The organism is Tessaracoccus pujii, from assembly GCF_054483895.1.
In genome coordinates this window covers 253191-275068 of the sequence record NZ_CM137012.1, presented here as the reverse complement: position 1 = coordinate 275068, position 21878 = coordinate 253191, and the positions used below count along the sequence as shown (strand labels likewise).

At 69.6% G+C, this 21878-nt stretch carries 18 protein-coding genes; 2 read left to right on the top strand and 16 right to left on the bottom strand.

The genetic code is table 11. The features are described 5' to 3' along the window. Entirely contained in the window at positions 1-3111 is a 3111-nt protein-coding gene (locus ACX1D0_RS01270) for a hypothetical protein (RefSeq protein WP_459019103.1), read from the top strand. Between the two features lie 32 nt (positions 3112-3143). On the opposite strand, the gene ACX1D0_RS01265 is transcribed toward ACX1D0_RS01270, so the two are convergent. The 12 genes from ACX1D0_RS01265 to ACX1D0_RS01210 all read right to left on the bottom strand — a co-directional run bounded on the left by ACX1D0_RS01265 (position 3144) and on the right by ACX1D0_RS01210 (position 17382). Then, complete coding sequence (locus ACX1D0_RS01265) at positions 3144-3437, bottom strand: chorismate mutase (RefSeq protein WP_459019102.1); 294 nt, start codon at positions 3435-3437, stop codon at positions 3144-3146. A 15-nt stretch (positions 3438-3452) separates the two neighbouring features. Then, a complete protein-coding gene (locus tag ACX1D0_RS01260; RefSeq protein WP_459019101.1) occupies positions 3453-4553 on the bottom strand; it encodes a GuaB3 family IMP dehydrogenase-related protein in 1101 nt (366 codons plus the stop codon). Positions 4554-4575: 22 nt separating this feature from the next. Next, on the bottom strand, positions 4576-6081 hold the full coding sequence (gene guaB / locus ACX1D0_RS01255; RefSeq protein ID WP_459020359.1) for an IMP dehydrogenase: 1506 nt from the start codon (positions 6079-6081) through the stop codon (positions 4576-4578). A gap of 136 nt (positions 6082-6217) precedes the next feature. After that, positions 6218-7801 (bottom strand): chaperonin GroEL, encoded by a 1584-nt coding sequence (gene groL / locus ACX1D0_RS01250; protein ID WP_459019100.1) that lies wholly within the window; start codon positions 7799-7801, stop codon positions 6218-6220. Between the two features lie 215 nt (positions 7802-8016). Then, entirely contained in the window at positions 8017-8313 is a 297-nt protein-coding gene (gene groES / locus ACX1D0_RS01245) for a co-chaperone GroES (RefSeq protein ID WP_459019099.1), read from the bottom strand. Positions 8314-8495: 182 nt separating this feature from the next. Further along, positions 8496-9614, bottom strand: a complete 1119-nt coding sequence (locus ACX1D0_RS01240) for a THUMP-like domain-containing protein (RefSeq protein ID WP_459019098.1) — start codon at positions 9612-9614, stop codon at positions 8496-8498. Beyond that, positions 9611-10588 (bottom strand): endonuclease/exonuclease/phosphatase family protein, encoded by a 978-nt coding sequence (locus ACX1D0_RS01235; RefSeq protein WP_459019097.1) that lies wholly within the window; start codon positions 10586-10588, stop codon positions 9611-9613. The genes ACX1D0_RS01240 and ACX1D0_RS01235 overlap by 4 nt, the downstream gene beginning before the upstream one ends. Continuing rightward, on the bottom strand, positions 10585-11064 hold the full coding sequence (locus ACX1D0_RS01230) for an NUDIX hydrolase (protein WP_459019096.1): 480 nt from the start codon (positions 11062-11064) through the stop codon (positions 10585-10587). The genes ACX1D0_RS01235 and ACX1D0_RS01230 overlap by 4 nt, the downstream gene beginning before the upstream one ends. A 2-nt stretch (positions 11065-11066) precedes the next feature. Then, positions 11067-12812 (bottom strand): ABC transporter ATP-binding protein, encoded by a 1746-nt coding sequence (locus tag ACX1D0_RS01225; protein WP_459019095.1) that lies wholly within the window; start codon positions 12810-12812, stop codon positions 11067-11069. An 11-nt stretch (positions 12813-12823) separates the two neighbouring features. After that, positions 12824-13816, bottom strand: a complete 993-nt coding sequence (locus ACX1D0_RS01220; RefSeq protein ID WP_459019094.1) for an ABC transporter permease — start codon at positions 13814-13816, stop codon at positions 12824-12826. 14 nt (positions 13817-13830) lie between these two features. After that, complete coding sequence (locus tag ACX1D0_RS01215) at positions 13831-15351, bottom strand: ABC transporter permease (RefSeq protein ID WP_459019093.1); 1521 nt, start codon at positions 15349-15351, stop codon at positions 13831-13833. 165 nt (positions 15352-15516) lie between these two features. Continuing rightward, entirely contained in the window at positions 15517-17382 is a 1866-nt protein-coding gene (locus tag ACX1D0_RS01210) for an ABC transporter substrate-binding protein (protein WP_459019092.1), read from the bottom strand. A gap of 121 nt (positions 17383-17503) precedes the next feature. Here ACX1D0_RS01210 and ACX1D0_RS01205 point away from each other — a divergent pair, with 121 nt between their 5' ends. Beyond that, entirely contained in the window at positions 17504-18493 is a 990-nt protein-coding gene (locus tag ACX1D0_RS01205) for an IS5 family transposase (protein WP_459020358.1), read from the top strand. 285 nt (positions 18494-18778) lie between these two features. Here ACX1D0_RS01205 and tsaD read toward each other — a convergent pair whose 3' ends face one another. From tsaD to tsaE, 4 genes are read right to left on the bottom strand one after another with little or no spacing between them, the layout of a single operon-like run. Then, complete coding sequence (tsaD, locus tag ACX1D0_RS01200) at positions 18779-19825, bottom strand: tRNA (adenosine(37)-N6)-threonylcarbamoyltransferase complex transferase subunit TsaD (RefSeq protein ID WP_459019091.1); 1047 nt, start codon at positions 19823-19825, stop codon at positions 18779-18781. Further along, a complete protein-coding gene (locus ACX1D0_RS01195) occupies positions 19815-20306 on the bottom strand; it encodes a GNAT family N-acetyltransferase (RefSeq protein WP_459019090.1) in 492 nt (163 codons plus the stop codon). The genes tsaD and ACX1D0_RS01195 overlap by 11 nt, the downstream gene beginning before the upstream one ends. Beyond that, the gene (tsaB, locus tag ACX1D0_RS01190; protein ID WP_459019089.1) at positions 20303-20950 is read right to left on the bottom strand and encodes a tRNA (adenosine(37)-N6)-threonylcarbamoyltransferase complex dimerization subunit type 1 TsaB; all 648 of its coding nucleotides are present in this window, start codon (positions 20948-20950) and stop codon (positions 20303-20305) included. Before tsaB ends, ACX1D0_RS01195 begins: the two co-directional genes overlap by 4 nt. Further along, positions 20947-21867 carry a tRNA (adenosine(37)-N6)-threonylcarbamoyltransferase complex ATPase subunit type 1 TsaE gene (tsaE, locus tag ACX1D0_RS01185; RefSeq protein ID WP_459020357.1) on the bottom strand — a complete coding sequence of 307 codons (921 nt, stop codon included), beginning with the start codon at positions 21865-21867 and terminating at the stop codon, positions 20947-20949. The genes tsaB and tsaE overlap by 4 nt, the downstream gene beginning before the upstream one ends. Positions 21868-21878: the final 11 nt, after the last annotated feature.

Sequence of the window (21878 nt, the reverse complement as noted above, 5' to 3'; positions counted from 1 at the left end):
GTGCCCGACCTGACCATACGACCGCAGTTCACCGAGGCCGGCGCGCTGGCCCGGCTCGATGCCGGCGAGCTCAGCCTGATCCAGTACCCCGCCTCGGAGCTCGAACCGGGGCCGCACCAGGTGTGGCTGCGCTGGCGTGACGGCGGGGGCCACGAGGCGCTGGGGCTCACGGGGCCGGCAGGCGGCGCCGACGTCGCGCGCACCGACGCCGGCGTGGTGCTGCGGGGACGGCGCCGCGACATTGAGTGGGAGCTGTGGTGGGACCAGCCGTCCGGCGGTGGGCGCTTCGGCTGGGGGCTGCGCGTCGTCAACCTCGGGGAGGCGCCCGTCGAGCTCGACGCGGTCTGGACGGTCGACGTCGCCCTCACACCCTGGGAGGCGCTGCGGCGCAACGAGTTCTACGTCTCGCAGTACCTGGACCTCACGCCCATCGCCGACGGCGATCGTCACCTCATCGCGGTACGGCAGAACATGCCCGGCGACGCGCATCCGTGGCTGGCGCTCGGGGCGACCCGTCCGGTGGTCGGCTGGTGCACCGATGCCCTGCAACTCCGGCCCGCGATCCCCGGGTCGGGGCTCGACCTCGCCGCGGACCTCCCCTCCGAGCGGTTGCAGCACGAGCACACGCTGGCCGCCCTGCAGACCGAGATGTGGCGGCTCGGGCCCGGCGAGGCGGGCGTCGTCGGTTTCCGCGGCGTGGTGCTGGCGGACCATCCGGATGCCTCGTCGGACACCGACGCGGTGCGGGTGCGGCCGCTGCTGGGCGAGGGTTGGACGGACCACGCCCCGGAGGCCAGTGACGGGAAGGTGGCCGTGGCTACCGTGTTCAGCCCGGCCAGGATCGTCGACGGCGAGGAGCTCGGCGAGGTCGAGCTGCTGCGCCTGGCCGGCGAGGCGGGCAACGTGGAGCGCGGGGACGGTGGCGTCGTGTGGTCGTACAGCTCGGCCGACGGCGCCCACGTCGTGGCCCGCGCCAAGGAGATCGCGGTGCTCCGCCCCCACGGGCACATCATCCGCGCCGCGGCCGGACCGATGCCGCAGGACCTGAACGCCGCGGTGACCGTGTGGATGAACGGCTCGTTCGCCTCGCAGCTCACCGTCGGAAACGCCTCGGGCGCGCCCCTGCTGTCGATCCGGCGCAGCTACCTGGGCCTGCTCCAGTCCGACGGCGTGCGGCTGTTCGTCCGGGACGACGAGGGGTGGCGGCTGCTCGGGCTGCCGAGCGCGTGGGCCGTCGACGCGGCGTCGGCCAGGTGGTGGTACCGGATCGAGGGGCGCACCATCCGTGTCGTGACGGAGCTCACCCTGGAGGCGCTGACGGTGAGAGTCGACGTCGACGGCGACCCGCTCGACCTGCTGGTCTCCGCCAGCGGCGACGCGGAGCTGGGCGGGGAGTCGGCGTCGCTGTTCGCCGACGGCGCCGCGCGCCCCGGTGACTGGCCGGCCGTCGAACATGCCGGGTCCACCGGCTTCGAGCTGACGGTCCCGCTCGGCCGCGAGCCCGGGAGCGGCGGGCACGAACCACCGGAGCCGCCGCGGATCGTGGGCGTGAACCCCGCCGCCCGGCGCCTCGACGCCTTCCTGCCGTGGCTGATGCACAACGCTTTCGTCCACTACCAGGCGCCCCGCGGGCTGGAGCAGTTCACCGGTGGCGCCTGGGGCACGCGCGACGTCTGCCAGGGCCCCGTCGGGCTGCTTGTCGCGGCCGACCGCTTCGACGTCGTGCGGGAGGTGCTGCTGACCGTGTTCGCCGGGCAGCAGGACGACGGCGACTGGCCCCAGTGGTTCTTCTACCTCGACGCCGACCGAGCCCCCGGCCATCGGGAGAGCCACGGCGACGTCGTCTACTGGCCACTGCTGGCGCTCGGCGACTACCTCGAGCAGACCGCCGATCTCGGGATCCTCGACGAGGCGGTCGGCTGGGTCGGACCTGACGCGTTGCGGCCGCCGAGTCAGGTGCGCGAGCACGTGAGGCGCGCCGTCGAACACATTCTGGCAGAGCGCAGCGCCGACCCGCGGCTGCCCGCGTACGGCCACGGTGACTGGAACGACTCCCTCCAGCCCGCGAACCCCGGGCTGGCGAGGCAGATGGTCTCCACCTGGACGGCGGAGCTCGAGGTCAAGGCACTCACGAAGCTCGCCAATGGAATCGAGGGCGACGACCGCGAACTCGTCGCCCGCCTGCGCGCGGTGGCCGCCGCCACCGAGCGGGCCATCCGGGAGACGCTCCTGATCGACGGCGAACTCTGCGGGTACGCGGTGGTCACCGAGGAGGGCGTCGAGCCGCTCGTGCACCCACGCGATACGCGCACCGGGCTGCACCACGGGTCCCTGCAGATGATCCACGCGATCGGCGACGAGCTGCTCACCCCCGACGAGGTGCGCGAGCACCTGCGGATCATCGACGAGCACCTGGACGGGCCGACGGGGATCTACCTGTTCGACCGGCCGGTGGACTACCACGGCGGGGAGACGCGCACGTTCCTGCGCGCCGAGGCGGCGTCGTTCTGGGGGCGCGAGATCGGGCTCATGTACATGCACGCCCACATCCGCTGGGTGGAGGCGCTGCTGCGGCTCGGCCTCGCCGACCGGGCGTGGTCGGCGCTCGATCTGATCATCCCCGACGGGCTGAGCGCGGCGGTGCCGGGAGCGCGGCCGCGGCAGTCCAACACGTACTACTCCTCCGTCGACGCGGTGTTCCGGGACCGGTCCGACGCCGAGGCCAACGCGGCCGCCCTGTCCGACCCGTCCTTCGGTTTCGAGGGCGGCTGGCGCGTCTACTCATCCGGGCCGGGGCTCGTCCTCCGGCTGGTCACCGAGGGGTTCCTCGGGTTGCGGATGGGGCGCGACGGCGTGGAGATCGACCCGGTGCTGCCCGTGGGGCGCTACGAGGCGAGGGTGCCGTTCGGCGGGCACCGCCTCTGGGTGGAGTATGACGTCACGGGCGCAGGGCACGGCGTCGGCGAGGTGCTCGTTGACGGCGCACCGGTCGAGACGGAGCCGGTGCCGCGCAGGTACCGGAAGGGCGGCGTGCGGATCCCGGCGGCCGTATGGCGCGACCTGGTCGATGGCGGTGACGAGGTCGTCCTGCGTGTCGGGGTGGGATCCTGATGGGAGCACCGACGACGATCACCCGCGCCGTGTCAGTGCTCCCCCCGGGCGATGTTCTCGTGGTGCCGCACCACTTCGGCGACGATGAACGTGAGGAACTTCTCCGCCAGTTCGGGGTCCAGATCCGCGTCCACGGCCAGCGCCCTCAGCCGCGTGATCTGCCTGGCCTCGCGCTCCGGATCCGCAGCCGGTAATCCGGCGCGCGCCTTCAGCTCACCGACGCGCTGGGTCACCTTGAACCGTTCGGCGAGCAGGTGGATCAGCGCCGAGTCCATGTTGTCGATGCTGCCGCGCAGGCGCTTCAGCTCTGTCAGTGCGTCGTCCATCGGCGCTCCTCGGGCTCAGTGGAGGATCAGATCGATCCGCTGGAAGGACTTGATGTCGGTGTAGCCGGTGAGCGCCATCGCCTTGCGTAGGCCGCCGGCCAGGTTCATCGTGCCGTCCGGCACCCTCGACGGGCCCAGGACGACCTCCTCCAGCGTGCCGACCTGCTCGAAGAACGAGCGCTCGCCGCGCGGGAGCCGCGCGTGCCACGCCTCGCTCCCCCAGTGCCAGCCACGACCGGGGGCCTCGGTGGCGCGAGCGAGCGGGGACCCCACCATGACGGCGTCCGCCCCGCAGGCGATGGCCTTGGCGATGTCGCCGGAACGGCCGACGGCCCCGTCGGCGACGAGGTGGACGTAGCGGCCGCCCGACTCCTCCAGGTAGTCCCTGCGGGCCTCGGCCACGTCCGCGACCGCGGACGCCATCGGCACCTCGATGCCCAGCACCGAGGCCGTCGTGTGCGTGGCGCCACCACCGAAGCCCACCAGCACGCCGGCCGCCCCCGAACGCATGAGATGCAGCGCCGCCCGGTAGGTGGCCACCCCGCCGACCAGCACCGGCACGTCGAAGCGGTAGATGAAGTCCTTGAGGTTGAGGGTGTCGCTGCCACCCACGTGCTCCGCCGACACGGTGGTGCCGCGGACCACGAAGAAGTCCATGCCCGCCTTCTCCAGCACCGGTGCGAACTCCAACGTCCGCGCGGGAGAGAGCGAACCAGCCACCGGCACGCCGGCCGCGCGGATCTCAGCCAGGCGGTCCCGGATCAGTTCGGCCTTCACCGGCTCGGCGTAGATCTCCTGGAGTCGCTTGGTGGCCACCACATGGTCCGACTGCTGCGTGATCAGCTCGTACTGGGGCTGGGGATCGTCGTAGCGGGTCCAGAGGCCCTCCAGGTTCAGCACGCCCAGCCCTCCCAGCTCACCCATCCGGATGGCTGAGGTGGGCGACATCACCGAGTCCATGGGGGCCGCCACGATGGGCACGTCGAAGGAGACCGCGTCGATCTTCCACGTCAGGTCCACCTCGTCCTCGCCGCGCGTGCGGCGGGTGGGTGCGATCGCCACATCGTCGAACGAGTAGGCATGGCTTGCGCGCTTGCTGCGCCCGAGCTCGTACATGGATCGGTTCTCCTCAGGTTCTTCAGCGCGACCAGTAGTTGGGGGCCTCGGCGGTGAGCTGGATGTCGTGCGGGTGCGATTCTCGCAGACCCGCCGAGGTGATGCGGACGAACCGTCCTCGCTCCTGCAGTTCGGCGATGGTCCCCGCGCCCGAGTAGAACATCGACTGCCGCAACCCGCCCACCAGCTGGTAGGCGACGGCGGCCAACGGGCCCCGGTAGGCCACCTGGCCCTCGATGCCCTCCGGGATCAGCTTGTCGTCCGAGGCGACGTCGCCCTGGAAGTAGCGGTCCTTCGAGTAGGACGCCTTGCGTCCACGGGCGGCCATGGCACCGAGGGACCCCATGCCGCGGTAGCTCTTGAACTGCTTGCCGTTGATGAACACCAGCTCCCCGGGGCTCTCCTCGCAGCCGGCGAGCAGGGAGCCGAGCATCACCGTCGAGGCCCCGGCGACGAGGGCCTTGGCGATGTCGCCGGAGTACTGGAGCCCGCCGTCGCCGATCACGGGAACGCCGGCCGGACGGCACGCGCGCGCCGCGTCGTAGATGGCGGTGACCTGGGGCACGCCGACCCCCGCCACGATCCGGGTGGTGCAGATGGAGCCAGGGCCCACGCCCACCTTCACGCCGTCCGCGCCCGCCTCGACGAGCGCCTTCGCCCCGGCGTAGGTGGCCACGTTGCCGCCGATGACGTCCACGTCCGCCGCGGCCGGCTCGGCCTTGAGACGCTTGATCATGTCCACGACTCCCTTGGAGTGGCCGTGGGCGGTGTCGACGATGATGGCGTCCACGCCCTGGTCGACGAGCGCCATGGCGCGGTCCCACGAGTCCCCGAAGAAACCGACGGCGGCGCCGACCCGGAGCCTGCCCTGCGAATCCTTGGCCGCCCGGGGATACTGGTCTGCCTTGACGAAGTCCTTCAGCGTGATGAGGCCCTGCAGCCTGCCCTGCGCGTCGACGATGGGCAGCTTCTCCACCTTGTGCTTCGCGAGGAGCCCGAGCGCCTCCTCGCCTGACACGCCGACCCGGGCGGTGACCAGCGGCATCCGCGTCATCACCTCGCCCGCCGTGCGGCCCGGGTTGTCCTCGAAGCGCATGTCCCGGTTGGTGATGATGCCCACCAGCGTGCCGTCGGCCTCGACGACCGGGGTCCCCGAGATGCGGTAGGTGGCGCACACCTCGTCCACCTCGGCCAGGGTGGCCTGCGGGCTGACGGTGATCGGGTTGCTCACCATGCCCGCCTCGGAGCGCTTCACCTGGTCCACCATCTGCGCCTGATCCGCGATGGACAGGTTCCGGTGCAGGATGCCGATGCCGCCCTCGCGCGCCATGGCGATGGCCATGCGCGACTCCGTGACGGTGTCCATGGCGGCCGACGCCAGGGGAACGTTGAGCCGGATCCGCCGGGTGAGCTGGGTCCCGGTGCTGACCTGCGAGGGGATGATGTCGGACTGGTTGGGCTGGAGCAGCACGTCATCGAACGTGAGGCCCAGGGCCGCGAACGGATTGGGCACGCCTGCGCCGGTCAGTTCCTCGAACACGCGTTGACACCCTTCATTCTGCCGCCAGGTCGCGCCCAGTCTACGCCGCCCGCAAAGGAGGAGGACACGCGTCGGCCCCGCCCGGACGAACCGGACGGGGCCAACGCGTGATGCGGGGAGCGGCTCAGCTCTCGTCGTCGCGCTTGTCCACCACGAGCGTCTCCGTGGTGAGCAGGAGCGAAGCGATCGAGGCGGCGTTGGCGAGCGCGGATCGCGTCACCTTCACCGGATCGATGACACCGTGCTCGACGAGGTTCTGGTACACGCCGGTCCTGGCGTTGTAGCCGTGGTTGAGCTCCATCTCGGCAACCTTCGACGTGATGACGTAGCCCGCTTCGCCGCCGTTCTCGGCGATCCAGCGCAGCGGCTCGGCCAGCGACTTCGCCACGACGTCGACGCCCGCCTTCTCGTCGCCCGTGAGACCCAGGTGGTCCTTCAGGACGGCTCCGGCGTGGATGAGGGCCGAGCCGCCACCGGCGACGATGCCCTCCTCGATGGCCGCACGGGTGGCCGACACCGCATCCTCGATGCGGTGCTTCTTCTCCTTGAGCTCCACCTCGGTGGCGGCACCCACCTTGATCACGCACACGCCGCCGGCCAGCTTCGCGACCCGCTCCTGGAGCTTCTCGCGATCCCAGTCCGAATCCGTGCGGGCCATCTCGGCCTGCAGCTGCGCCACGCGGCCGCTGACCTCGGCGTGCTCGCCGGCGCCGTCGACGATGGTGGTGTTGTCCTTGGTGACGACGATGCGACGGGCGCGGCCCAGCACCTCGAGGCCGACCTGGTCCAGCTTGAGACCCACCTCGGGGGCGACGACCTGGCCGCCGGTGAGGATGGCGATGTCCTCGAGCATGGCCTTGCGACGGTCACCGAACGCCGGCGCCTTGACGGCGACGGAGGTGAAGGTGCCGCGGATCTTGTTGACCACGAGCGTCGACAGCGCCTCGCCGTCGACGTCCTCGGCCACGATGAACAGCGTTCCCTTGGCCGCGATGATCTTCTCCAGCAGCGGGAGGAGATCGTTCATCGACGAGACCTTGCCGCTGTGGATGAGGATGTAGGGGTCATCCAGGATGGCCTCCATACGGTCCGCATCGGTCACGAAGTACGGCGACAGGTAGCCCTTGTCGAACTGCATGCCTTCGGTGAACTCGAGCTCGGTGCCCATGGTGTTGGACTCGTCGACGGTGATGACGCCGTCCTTGCCCACCTTGTCGAAGGCCTCGGCGATCAGGTCGCCGATCTGCTCGTCACGCGAGGAGATGGTGGCCACCGACGCCATGTCGGCGGTGGTGTCCACGGGGCGGGCGTTCTCACGCAGGCGCGCGACGACGGCCTCCACGGCCTTGTCGATGCCGCGCTTGAGGCCGACGGGGTTGACGCCCGCGGTCACGGCGCGGAGGCCGACGTGCACCATGGCCTGCGCCAGCACCGTGGCGGTGGTGGTGCCGTCACCGGCGACGTCGTTGGTCTTGGTGGCAACCTCCTTGGCGAGCTGCGCGCCCAGGTTCTCGTACGGATCGTCGAGCTCGACCTCCTTGGCGACGGTCACACCGTCGTTGGTGATGGTCGGGGCGCCCCACTTCTTGTCCAGGACGACGTAGCGACCCTTGGGGCCGAGGGTGACCTTGACGGTGTTTGCGAGGGTGTCCACACCGCGCTCGAGCGCGCGACGGGCCTCCTCATTGAAGGAGAGAATCTTTGGCATTGAAATCCTAGTGTGAGTCGAGTCCGAAGGCTTCACCCCCGCGAGGGGGTCAACGGGGGCTTGCCCCCGTTCGCTACTTACCCCTGCCGAAGGTCAGCGGGGGCTTGCCCCCGCCAGGGGTCAACGGGGGCGCGCCCCCGTTCGTTACTTACCCCTGCCGAAGGTCAGCGGGGGCTTGCCCCCGCCAGGGGTCAACGGGGGCGCGCCCCCGTTCGTTACTTGCTGACGACGGCGAGGATGTCGCGGGCGTTCAGCAGGAGGTACTCCTGGCCGTCGTACTTGACCTCGGTGCCGCCGTACTTGGAGAAGATGACGACGTCGCCCTCGGCGACATCGAGGGGAACCCGGTTGCCGTTGTCGTCGATGCGGCCGGGGCCGGTGGCGATGACCTTCCCCTCCTGCGGCTTCTCCTTGGCAGTGTCGGGAATGACAAGGCCGGAAGCGGTGGTCTGGACGGCCTCAAGGGGCTGGACGAGGATGCGATCCTCGAGAGGCTTGATCGTGGTTGCCACGTCAAACACCTTTCTGTCATATCCGACCCGAAGGTCGGCGGATAGGTCATGTGAGGTGGCCGGGCGTCGTCGCGGGTGCCGTCCGACCATTAGCACCCGAGGTTGTCGAGTGCCAGCTCTTACGTTATCCCGGGTTTAGCACTCAATCAAGCCGAGTGCCAGATCAGTCCGGTGCGCGCGGCTCACGCCCGGCGGGCGACGATCGCCTTGGTGCCCCCGACCGTGCGGGCCAGGATGATCGTGGCCGCAGCACTCCCCTTCGGCTTCAGCTCCCGTCGCAGGGCCGCCGGGTCGACATCGATGGCCCGCTTCTTGATCTCCAGCGTCCCGATCCCCCGCTCTCTCACGTAGCCACGCAGCGCCCTGACCGAGTAGTCGAGGACGTCGAGCACCTCGAAGCGGGTGGCCCATGGGGTGAGGATGGGCTCGTCGGAGGACAGGTACGCCACGTGGGGATCGAGCAGCCAGGCCCCGGGAACCGCCTCCCCCACCAGACCCGCGCGGATGGCGGCGCCGTCGGGCTCGTAGACATAGGCGCCGAGGGGCGCGACGGCGGGCGCCTCGGCCTCGCCGGCGGTGAGTTCCAGCGCGTCGCCCTGCCCCAGCAGGACCGCGGAGCGCCCCTCGGCCATCCGGTTCCACAGTGACACCTCCACCACGTCCCCGCCGTCGCTCACCCAGGCAGCGCGCACACCCGTGGGGATCAACTCCTTCGGCAGTCCCGGTCCGAGCTTCACCGCCACGAATCGCTGAGAGGCCAGGTGCTCGAGCACCAGCGACCACGGAGGGGTGAAGTCCGCCACGTTCCAGGTGCGGCCCCGCGCCGTGCGGCGGGCCGGGTCGAGGAAGACCCCGGCCGACGGCGGGACCACCACATCCTCCGCGCGCGCGACGGCCGCGGGACCGGCGCCGACAAGTGCGAGGTTCCAGGAGGCCACATCCGCGGTGGCAGGGTCCGCGTCGACCGCGTGCACCCTCAGTCCCGACTCCGCCAACGCCATGGCGTCCGCGCCGACCCCGCAGCCGAGGTCCCACACGTCGGTGACGCCGGAGGCCACGAAACGCCCCGCGCGCCAGCGTCGGACCGCGTCCCGGGTCGCCTGCTCCAGGCCGTCGTGCGTGAACAGCATCTCGTCGGCCCGGTCGAACTTGGCCCGCGCCCGGCGCCGGAGCGCCGCCTGGGTGAGCGCCCACGCCGCGACCTCGGCGCCGAAGGACGCACGCAGCCGGCCCGCCGCGCCGAGCGACGACGGGTCGGGCTCCAGCATCGCGGCGGCCAGCGCCGCGTCGCGCTCACTCATGCCAGGGCATGGACGGAGACGAGGAGCCCGAGGTGGTCGGTGCCCTCGATCCTGACGACGTCGGGGGCGGGCCCGCCCACCACCTCGCTGACCACGGCGTGGTCGATCCGCGCGAACGTCGGGAGCCACGGGTGGGCCGGCCAGGTGGGTCGCCACGCGTCGAGGCCCGGGGACCCCTCCATCAGGTCGCGCAGGGGGCCCTTCGTCAGCACCCGCATGGTGTGGTGCCGGTCGATCGCGTTGAAGTCCCCCACCAGCACCAGTCGCTCGTCCGCGTGCTCGAGCGCCAGACCCGTCACCTTGGCCGCGGACCGCGCCCACTGCGGCGCGCCCATCTGCGGTGGCGAGGTGTGCACCGCCCCGATCAGCCACCGCGCACCATCCGCCTCGAGGGACACCAGGATGTTGTCGAAGGCCGTGTCCAGCCGCGACACCTCCGTCAGCGGCAGCCGCGACAGCAGCATCGTTCCCCCGGCGTCGGCGCGTGCCGTCCCGATCCGATGCGGGAAACGGTCCAGGAGGCCTTGGCGGCGGAGATCATCCTCGAACTCCGGCGTGTACTCCTGGAAGACCAACACATCCACCGACTCGTCGAGCAGGAGCCGGATCTGGCGGGCATCCGCCCGCCCGTACGCCGTGTTGAGGCTGAACACCACCAGCTGCGGCTCGGGCGCGGTCTGGGACTGCGCCGCCGCCATCATCGGCCCCGCCAGCGGCACGCCCCACGCGACGGCGGCCGCGGCCAGCACCGCCACCCCCGTCAGGCGCCACCACCGGTGCGCGGCCAGGATCAGCCCGAGCCCCGCGAGGACCACGGCCACCCACGCGAACGGGATGAACGCGGCCGCATAGATCGCCGCCTCCGACGTGGTGTGCAACTCGGTGAACACGTCGAGCACCAGCAGCACGAGGGCGACGAGCCCGAAGGGCAGGAGCAGCAGCCAGCCCAGCACGACGGCGCGACCGGTGCTCACCGCGACACCCGCCAGCCGACGGAGTGGCCGCCCTCGTAGGGCAGCACGCCATGGAACTGCGGCACCGACTCGTCGAACACCAGCGGCAGGAAGTGCCTGTCCCCGTCCCACATGGGCAGCGCCATCACGGTGTCGATGTCATGCCACGCGAGCGTGCCCTCGGGATTGGATCGCAGGGGCTCCCCCGCGATCCCCGTGACCAGGAAGACGAACCCGAACACATCGCGCCCGTTGAAGCCGGGCCAGGACACCGTGCCGCGGAGAGTCATCGAGGTAACCTCGACGCCGGCCTCCTCGAGGATCTCGCGCCGCATCGCGGAGGCGATGTCCTCGTCCCGCTCCACCTTGCCGCCCAGCCCGTTGTACTTGCCCAGCTGCTCATCGTCGGACCGGCCGATCCGGTGCACGAGCAGCACCCGCCGACGGTCCGGGCTGACGATGTAGCCCAGCGTCGTGAGCTCGGGCGCGTACGGCATGCTCAGGCGGACGGGCGGGCGTTGTCGAAGTCGAGCTCTCGGGTGTCGAGCTCCACGACCTCGTCGCCGAGCGACTTCAGCAGCTCGTGGCGGGCCTCACGGCGCTGCCTCTGTTCGATGGGGTCCGGGACCGGGGCGGCGGCCAGCAGCCGCTTGGTGTACTCCTCCTGCGGGTTGAGCAGCACCTCCTCGCGGGTGCCCTTCTCGACGATCTTGCCGTACTGCATCACGACGACGCGGTGCGCCAGCGAGTCGATCACCGCCAGGTCGTGGCTGATGAACAGGCACGCGAACCCGAAGTCGCGCTGGAGTTCGGTGAACATCGACAGCACCGAGGCCTGCACCGAGACGTCCAGGGCCGATGTGGGCTCGTCGGCGACGAGCAGGTCCGGGCTGAGCGCAAGCGCGCGGGCGATGGACACCCGCTGACGCTGGCCGCCCGAGAGCTCGTGCGGGTAGCGGTTGTAGACGCTGCGGGGTAGCTGCACCGCGTCGAGGAGTTCGTGGACGCGGGCCTCGCGGGACTTCGCGTCGCCCACGCGGTGCACGCTGAGCGGTTCGGCGACGACATCGCCGATCGGGAAGCGCGGGTTGAGGGACGCCGCGGGGTCCTGGAAGATCACGCCGATGCGCTTGCGGAGCCCCTTGAGGGCGCGTCCCCTGAGGGCCAGGAGGTCCTCACCCAGCACCCGCACCTCGCCGGACTTCGAGGGGATGAGGCCGAGCAGCGCCCGTCCGATGGTGGACTTGCCCGAGCCGGACTCGCCGACGAGGCCCACGATCTCGCCCCGGCGCACGTCGAAGCTGACGCCGTCGACGGCGCGGAAAGCCTTCTTGCCTGCCCGGTGATACTCGACCACGAGTTCGTCGACCTCCAGCGCCGAATCTGCGGTGGGGCTCACGGGATGGGGCGCCACGCCGAACTGCCCGTGCCCGTCGCCCAGGTGTGGGACCGCGGCGAGCAGCCGCTTCGTGTACGGGTGCTTGGCATGCAGCAGCACCTCCTCCACGGGGCCGCGCTCCACGATGTTGCCCTTGAACATCACCGCCACGTTGTCCGCCATGTCCGCCACCACGCCCATGTTGTGCGTGATGAGCAGGATGCCGGTGTTGAGCTTGTCCTTGAGCGAGCGCAGAAGGTCCAGGATCTCGGCCTGCACCGTGACGTCGAGGGCGGTGGTGGGCTCGTCGGCGATGATCACCTCGGGGTCGCAGGCCAGAGCCATGGCGATGACCACGCGCTGTCGCATACCGCCGGACAGCTCGTGCGGGAACTGCTTGGCGCGCCGCTCGGCGTTGGGGATGCCCACGGCGTTGAGCAGGTCCACGGCGCGGTTCCAGGCGTCGCGGCCGAAGGCCACGCCGTGCACCTCCATGGATTCGGTGAGCTGCTCGCCGATCTTGATCACCGGGTTGAGCGCCGTCATCGGCTCCTGGAAGACCATCGCGACGCGGTTGCCGCGTAGGGAGCGCAGCTGGCGGCCGGACAGCTCGCCGACGCTCTGGTCCGTGACCCGGGTCTCGCCCTGGATGCGGGCGGTCTTGGGCAGCAGGCCGAGCGCCGTGGTGGCGGTGACGGACTTGCCTGAACCCGACTCGCCGACCAGGGCCATCACCTCGCCGGGCTCCACGCTGAGCGTGATGCCCTTGACGGCGTGCACGGTCCCGAACTCCGTGCGGAACTGCACGTCCAGATCGCTGAACTTGAGGACCGGGTTCTCGCCGGTGAAACGTGGGGTGGTGGTCATCGCAGTCTTCCTCAGTCCATCTGCTGGCGGGGATCGAAGGCATCGCGGAGGCCGTCTCCGATGAAGTTCACGCAGAGCGCGATGGAGACGATGAAGACACCGGGCCACCAGAACAACCACGGGCGGGTGCTCAGCGCATTCTGGTTCTCGGAGATCAGCAGGCCCAGCGACGTGTTCGGCGGGCGCACCCCGAACCCGAGGAACGACAGGGCCGTCTCGACCAGAATGGCCGCCGAGATCAGCAGGGTGGCGTTGACGATGATCGTGCCCAGAGCGTTGGGCAGGATGTGGCGCAGGATGATCCGCCACGGCGAGGTGCCGACGGCGCGGGCCGCGGCCACGAATTCCCGCTCGCGCAGGCTCAACACCTCGCCGCGCACGAGGCGCGCAAGTCCTGTCCAGGAGACGATGGCCAGCATGCCGGCCAGGGCGAAGATCCCGCCCACGTTGCCGGCCATCCGGCCGAGCACCGCGGCGAGCACCAACGTGGGGATGATGATGAACAGATCGGTGACGCGCATGAGGAAGGATTCGGCGATGCCGCGGAAGTAGCCGGCCGCCGCACCCACGAGCGTACCGATGATCGTGGCCCCGATGCCGACGGTGAAGGCGATGGTCAGCGAGTTCTGCGTGCCGAGCATCACCAGCGCGAAGTAGTCCTTGCCGATGGTGGACTGCCCGAAGGGGTGCTCCCCGATGGAGAACGGCCACAGCTTCAGGGTGGGAGCCCCGCCCACCTCCTGGATCGGGTACAGGTCGACGTGGTTCTTGGGCCACCATCCGGGGATGGGGCCGAATCCGATCGACGTGAGAGCGAGCAGGACGATCAACACCAGGATGGTGAGCGAGATCATCGCCCCGCGGTGCCGGACGAAGCGACGCAGCACCAGTTGCCCCTGGGAGTACGACTTGTCCGTCGTGGTGATCTCGTCGGGCATCGAGTCGATCTCGTAGTCGTTCTCGTGGACCTCGTCGAGCTGGGCAGGATTGTTGGTGTCAGTCATGGTTGGCCTGCTTCCTAGCGGGAGATCCGCGGGTCGAGGATGGCGTAGGCGATGTCGGCCGCCATGTTCATGACCACCGCGGCGGTGCCGGTGACGAGGTAGAACGCCATCACCGGTGCCGGGTCCACCTGGGCCAGACCCGTGCGGAAGAGGTTGCCCATCCCCTGCCAGCCGAAGACCGTCTCGGTGATGACCGCGCCGCCGATGAGGCCGGCGAAGTCGAACGCGACGATGGTGGCCAGCGGGATCAGCGAGTTGCGCAGCGCGTGCCGGGTGATCACCTTGCGCTCGGAGATGCCCTTGGACCGTGCGGTGCGGATGTAGTCCTGGTTGAGCACGTCGAGCATGGAGGCGCGGGTGTAACGCGTGTACGAGGCGATCGAGATCAGCGTCAGGGTCACAGTGGGCAGCACCAGGTGGGTGAGCGTGTCGATCGAATGCATCCAGAAGGTGGACTCGTAGTTGGGCGTCATCGAGCCGATGGTCGGGATGGGGCGCGGCTGCTCCCTGAGGTACATGGACCAGTTGGACAGCAGCAGGTCGCTGACCGCGAGAAGCGAGGAGAGCAGCGCCGTGACGACGGCCGCGAAGGTTGCCTGCCTGCGGGAGAAGCCTCCGAGAAGCTGGCCCGCCAGGACCCCGGCGACGATGGCAGCGACGAAGCACAGCAGCAGCACCCAAAGGGAACCGTTACCCATCAGGAAGCCCCGCACAGCGATGTAGCCGATGAGCGCCACGCCGGCGGTGGCCCCCACGGCGTTGCGGACCCGGTGGTTCTGGAACCCGGATGTGAGCATGATCACCAGTGAGGAGGCGCCGAGGACCGCGAGCACATAGACGGGGATGCCGATGGCGGGACGCCGGAACCAGGTCACGGCGTCGAAGTAGACGAGGATGGCGGCCACGCCGGCCGCGATGCCCGCGAAGGTGATGAGGCGGCGCTTGAGATCGCCGCCCATGGCGGCCTGGAGTATGAGCGCCACCAACAGAGCCACGCCGATGATCACCGGCCAACTCAGGTCCGCGTCGACGATCCAGTTGTTGAACTCGATGGCGGCGTAGTGCTTGAGAAGGACGCCCAGCCAGAAGACGGGTAGGGAGAAGGCGACGAAAGCGAAGAGGGTGACGCCGTAGTCGAATCCGCTGTACTGGCGGATGGCAGTGACGATGCCGAGGATCACGCCCACAGCGATCGCCAGCAGGGTGGCGAACACGACCAGCCGGAGGGTGGAACCGGCGGCGATGGAGACCAGCGCATTGACGGACTGGCCGTTGAGCGCGACGCCGAGGTCGCACTGCCCCACGAGGCACTTCGACGCGCCTCCCAGCCAGTCGAAGTAGCGCTCGTACCACGGCAGGTTCAGCCCCATCGTTTCGATCCGCTGGCGCATGCGGTTCTCGCGGTTCGGATCGTTGGACTCCCGCAGGTCCTGCAGAGGATCTCCTGAGTTGATGACCAGCACATACAGGAGCAGTGATCCCAACAGGAGAACCGCCAGCGATATCCCCAGGCGTTTCGCGATGAACTTGAGCAAGATCGGTCCTCTGGCATGATTCGGGTGCCTGCGTCGGCACCCATCCGCCGCATACTACGGCAGGGCTGGTTTGTGATGAAAGGGGCGGTGAACGCGAGGTGGGGCAGGTGGCGCGAGCGTCACCTGCCCCAACCGGGTAGCTGACGAAGTGTCAGCTGGAGAGGATCATGAAGCGATCCACTGCGGGGCGTTCCACGACACCTGATCCTGCGTGGCCGTGGCGCGCACGTTCTGCAGGGTGGAGTCGTAGGCGACCACCAGGGGGTGGGCGTACAGCGGGATGCCGTGGAGCGTGTCCCACAGCTCCTTCTCGATGACCTTGGTCTGCTCGAGGTGGACGGACTCGTCGAGGGTGGCGACCAGTTCGGCCCAAGCCGCGTCGACGACCTCGCTGCTGTACTTGTTGGTGTTCTGCGGCTTGCCGGTGGCGTAGATGTTCTCGCCGGAGGTGATCTGGCCGGAGCCGGCCCAGGCGAAGAGCGCAACCTCGTAGTCGCCGTTGACGTTGGCGACCTGGAAGAAGTCCTCAGCGCTGGAGTCGATCACGTTGAAGCCGGCGTCCTTGCAGGACGACTGGATGGCGGCGACGGTCTCGGTGCGGCGCTGGTTGCCGGCGCGGTAGCCGATCCGCACGTCGATCGGGGTGGCCACGCCGGACTCGGCCACGAGGGCCTTCGACTTCTCGAGGTCGACCGCGTCGTAGCGGCCGTCGTAGGAGGCCTCGATGATCTCGTCGTAGCTCTCCATGAACGGGAACACCTCGCGGGCGTTCATCAGCTCGGTCTCAGGGGAGATGGGCTTGATGAGCGTGTCCACGATCTGCTGGCGCGGCACGCAGTAGGCGAAGGCCTCGCGCAGCGCCATGCCGGACTCCGGGTTGCCGAAGACGTTGTTCTCGCGGTGGTTGAAGTCCAGGTGCTCCCACGTGAGCGACGAGCCGGACTCGATGGTGACGGCGGAGCCGAGCGCCTCGAGCTGGCCGACGGTGTCGACCGTGGCCTGGGGCTGGATGACCTGGACGTCCTTGTTGCCCAATGCCTGGACCTGCTGGGCGTCGTCGATGAATCGGAACACGAGGTCGCGCGTGGCGGCCTGGGTGGCCCAGTAGTTCTCGTTGGCGGTCAGCGTCAGGGAGTTGCCGGCCTGCCAGCTGCCCTCCTTGACCATGTAGGGGCCGGACGAGGGCATCTGATCGGCCGCGGGCAGCTCGCCCGGGTTGAAGATCCAGCCGGTGTTCCAGAACTCTGCGGCGGACTTGACGGTGTCGGCGTCGCGGTCGATGACGGCCTGCGCCAGGGCGCCGGGCTCCAGGCCGGCCTGCGTGGCGATCACGTGCTCGGGAAGCGCGGAAGTGATGATGATCCGGTAGTCCGGGTTGGGGTCGGTGTAGGTGACGGTGAACTCCTTGGCACCCACCTCACCCTCCGGGCCTTCGAGGACGTACTGCGCGAACGAGGTCGAGACATGGTCGAACACGGCCGCGGCATCGACGTTCTCGCCGCTGGCGAAGCCGGGGGCGATGAACTCGGGGTTCTGGGCGGCCCAGTCCATGAGGTAGTCGTTGATGGTGACGGGCGTGCCATCGGACCAGACGGCCTCCTCGTTGATGGTGTACTTCACCGTCAACGGATCCTCAGAGGTGACCTCGTAGGTGCCGAACTCGGTGTTGTCGCAGATCGTGGCGTCTGTACCGAAGTACACGAAGCTCGAGAACATGTGGGCGGCGATCACCGAGTTGTACGTGGAGTACGTGCCGTTGGTGATGGAGTTGTAGCCGCTCCAGTCGCCGGGGCCCGCGGTGTAGCGGACCTCCCCGTCGGTGGTCTCGGTGATGCCGACATCCTGCAGGCAGCCGGCGGCAGCGTCGCCGTTGGTGCCCTCGGATGCGGATGCGGACGTCGTGGCCGTGGCCGAGGCGCTGCCCGACGCGGTGTCTTCAGGTTCGGTGGGTTCTGGGCTGGTGCACGCGCCGAGCAGGAGGGCCCCGCTCAACACCAGACCGAGGGACACCTTGGTTCCCTGGAACTTCATTCCTTCTCCTTAGGGAACCGCTGATTAATGGGCCAGCCTGGTTTGTCGGTGGATGCGCAGTCGGTGGGTGTTTGGCCGGTGAATGGCGTGTTGGCTAGGTAGAATGCTGGTTGTGGATGAGTTGCAGCCGAGTTTGTCTGAGGTCGAGTACGGTCAGCGTCGCCGGGTCCCGAAGCGGGAGGAGTTCCTCAAGCGGATGGACGCGGTGGTGCCGTGGGCGGACTGGGTCAAGCTGATCGAGCCGCACTACTACAACAAGACCCGCGGCAGGCGGCCGATACCGCTCGAGACGATGCTGCGGATGTACCTGCTGCAGGTGTGGTTCCACCTCTCCGACGAAGGCGTGGAAGATCAGATCAACGACTCGTACGCGATGCGCAAGTTCATGGGTGTGGACTTCGCTACCAGGCAGGTCCCTGACGCCACGACCCTGCTGCATTTTCGGCACCTGCTGGAGGAGCACCAGCTGGGTGAGGCGATGTTCTCCGCGTTGAACGCCCGGCTGGAGGCCGACGGTCTGGTCATGCGTGGCGGGAGCATCGTGGATGCCACGATCATCGCCGCACCTTCGTCGACGAAGAACGCCACCGGCACCCGGGATCCCGAGATGCATCAGACCAGGAAGGGGCGCCAGTGGTACTTCGGGATGAAGGCCCACGCCGGGGTCGATGCCGGCACGGGTCTAGTGCACTCGGTGACCGCGACAGCAGCCAACGTGCACGACCTGGACCAGATCACCCATCTGGTGCGCGAGGATGACCAGGTCGTCTACGCCGACGCCGGCTATTCGGGTGTGACGAAACGCCCCGAGATCCGCGGCGACGACCACCTGTCACACGTCGAGTGGCGGGTCGCTGCCCGGCAGGGCACGTGGAGAGCGATGCACCCTCACGAGCAGCGACTCGAGTCGAGGAAGGCGTCGGTGCGGGCGAAGGTGGAGCACGTGTTCCTGATCGTGAAGCGGGACTTCGGGCTGTCCAAGACCCGCTACCGCGGGCTGGCGAAGAACCTGAACCAGCTCCAGGTCGCGATGGCCTCGGCGAACCTGCTGATGCTCGCCCGCGCGAACACGATCGAAACCAGACTCAAGACCGCCGCTGCTACCGGGTAGCCCCTGGCGGCAGCCTGCCCAGAACCGCAGAAAAGGGCCCTGAACAAGGGCCGGAGGGCAAGCAACCGGCCCTCACCGGCCCCACCGGCGGCCCCACAGCCACCGTCAAGCCCACCCCCGGACGGATGCCCCAAATGATCAGCGGATCCTTAGTCGTTGACCGACGGAAGAGGCCCGGACGGGCCGTGTGATTGAAGGAACATAGCCAAGGCACGTTCAAATCGGCTAGAGCAAACCCCGCTTTGACACCAGATCGTTACCGACTTGTGTCCTGGCGCACCAAAATCAGACGACGACCGTGCCCACGGGGAGCCCCGAGTGCGCCGAGATGCCCAGGCCGGACGGCCGCAGGCCGGCCCGGACGGCCTCACTGCCGACGGCGGCGATCATGGCCCCGTTGTCCGTGCAGAGCGCCGGGCGGGGGCGCCTCAGCTCGATGCCCGCCTCGGCGGCCCGCTGCTCGAGGAGGGTGCGGAGCCGGGAATTGGCCGCCACTCCGCCTCCGATGAGGATCGAGCGCACCCCCAGGTGCTGGGCGGCGTCGATGGTCTTGGCCGTCAGGACGTCACACACGGCCTCCTGGAAGCTGGCGGCCACGTCCGCCACCGGCACGTCTCCCCCGTCGAGGCGGCGCTGCTCGACCCACCGTGCCACGGCGGTCTTCAGCCCGGAGAACGAGAAGTCGAAGCGGTGCTTCTCCATGTCGTGGCGCGCGGTCAGGCCACGGGGGAAGCGGATGAAGGTGGGATCGCCCTCCTGGGCGGCCCTGTCGATGACCGGCCCCCCCGGGTAGGGAAGCCCGAGCAGGCGGGCCACCTTGTCGTACGCCTCGCCCGCGGCGTCGTCGATGGTGGTGCCCACCTCGGTGATCCGGGTGGCGATGTCCTCGACGTGCAGCAGCTGGGTGTGCCCGCCGGAAACGAGCAGCGCGAGCGACGGGGTGGGCAGGGGTCCGTGGTCCAGCAGGTCCACCGCGACATGACCCACGAGGTGATTGACGCCGTAGAGCGGCTTGCCGAGGTACGCCGCCAGGGCCTTGGCGGAGGCGAGGCCCACGACCAGAGCACCCATGAGCCCCGGGCCGGCAGTGACGGCGATGGCGTCGAGATCGGAGAGGTCCACGTCAGCCTTGGCGGCCGCGCGTTCCAGCGTGGGGATCAGCGCGGAGAGGTGGGCGCGGCTGGCCACCTCGGGCACCACGCCGCCGAACCGTACGTGGAGTTCCACCGAGCTGGCCACCTCGTTGGCCAGCAGCGTGCGTCCGCGCACGATCCCGACTCCGGTCTCGTCGCACGACGATTCGAGTCCGAGAACCAGGGGCTCACTCGTCATCGCTGTCCTCCTCCATGTCCCACGTGCCAACCGAGTCTGCGTCGACGCCCTCGAGCCGGCGCTCGAGGATGAGCGCATCCGCCCCCGGGCCGTAGTAGTCCGGGCGCGTGGCGACCGCCGCGAAGCCGTAGCCCTGATAGAGCTGGATGGCTGCGGCGTTGCCGCTGTCCACCTCGAGCAGCATCCGGCGCGCGCCACGCCCGATGGCCCACTGCAGGCCTGCCATCAGCATCACTCGGGCGAAGCCGAGGCGGCGCTGCTCGGGTGCCACGACGATGCGGTGCAGGTCCGCGACCTCGTCGACCAGCTGGAACGAGGCCACGCCGACGGTGGCGCCGTCCTGGCGGCGGGCGATGAGCACCAGGCGCCCACCGCCCGTGACCTCCTGGCGCCAGGACTCCTCCGACCAGGGGCGGTCGAAGTGGGCCTCGAGCTCGAGGATCTCCGGTAGGTCCGCTGCGGTGGCGTTCTCGACGATCATCGGCGGGCCCTCAGGCGCGGCAGTGCGGACTTGGGCTTGCCGGGGACGGTGGCGTCCGCGGGACGCAGGTAGAACGGCTCGTCGCCGGCCACCGGCAGCGTCCGCCACCGCGCGGCCATGACCGCGGGGTCCAGCGCATCGGGGCCCCGGACGTCCAGGAGCGCCCGGAAGCTTTCGGGGACGGCCCCGGCGACGGGGAGCGCCGGCACCGCCTCGGGGGCGGACACCTGCGGATCCGACGTGCGGGTGCCGTCGGTGCGGTAGCTGGCCCAGTAGAGCTCCTTACGGCGGGCGTCGGCCGCGACCACGAACTGCGCCGGAGCGCCCGCCTCCGCCCATTGGCGCGCCACCACGTCCAGCGAGCACACCCCGTGGGGCTCCAGGCCCGCTGCATGCGCGAGAGTCCAGGCCGTCGCCACGCCCACGCGCAGCCCCGTGAAGGGCCCGGGCCCCATGCCGACAACCACCTCGTCGAGATCGCGCAGCGTGATGCCGGCGCGTTCGCAGGCGTCCAGGACCGACGGCATGAGTGCCTCCGCGTGAGCCCGGGTGTCGTCCACGATGACGCGGCTGTGCGGCTCGCCGTCGAGGGCCAGGCCCACCGCCACGACGTGGCTGGTGTCGATACCGAGGGTCCAGGTCATGGGATCTCCCTGAGAACGTCGAGTGCCCCGGCCCAGCGGGGCCCGAAGCCGGTGAGGTACACGGTGCGCTCGTCGGAGTCCACGCCCCGGACGATGTCTATCTCCAGGCGGCCGTCGGCCAGCCACTCGGCCAGGCCGTGGCCCCACTCGACGAGGGTGACGCTGTCCGCGAGCGTCGCGTCCAGGTCGATGTCCGCCAGCTCGGAGGGATCACCGAGGCGGTAGGCGTCGACGTGGACGAGGCCCGGGCCCTCTCCGCGGGGCCGATGCACCCGCGAGATCACGAACGTGGGAGAGATGATGGGCCCCTCCACGTCCAGCCCTGCCCCGATGCCCTGCGCGAGCGTGGTCTTCCCGGCGCCCAGGTCACCCGTGGCGACAATGACGTCGCCCTTGCGCAGGACTGCCGCGAGCCGGAGCCCCAGGGTGTGCATGTCACCGGCCGTGGGCACGTCGACGACCACGGGCAGGTCCCGGCCCATGCGGAAACCGTGCGGCTCGGGCGCGATGACGTCGAACCCGTGGTCGCGCCACCAGTCCACGAGTTGCGGGAACTCCTCGCGCGCGAAGAGGGTGGCGCGACGCGCGCCGAGATCGGCCGCCACCGTCAGCGCGCCCTCCACCAGGGACCGCGCGACACCCTGACCGCTCGCCGACGGGAGCACCGAGACGCGCCTCAGCGTGGCCACGCCGTCGGACAGGTCCACCAGAAGCCCGGCGATGATGTGCCCCTCCCGCTCCACCACCACGCCGTAGCCGTCCGTAAGGGCGCGCTCGATGTCTGCCACGTCGTCGGTGAGGGCGTCGGCCGGCGGGTCCACCGGGGGACGCGCCGCGAACGCCTCATGGATGACGTGCAACAGCCGCGGGGCGTCACCCGGATCGGCGATCCGGATCGACAGGGAGGAGGTGTCCATCACGGGTCCAG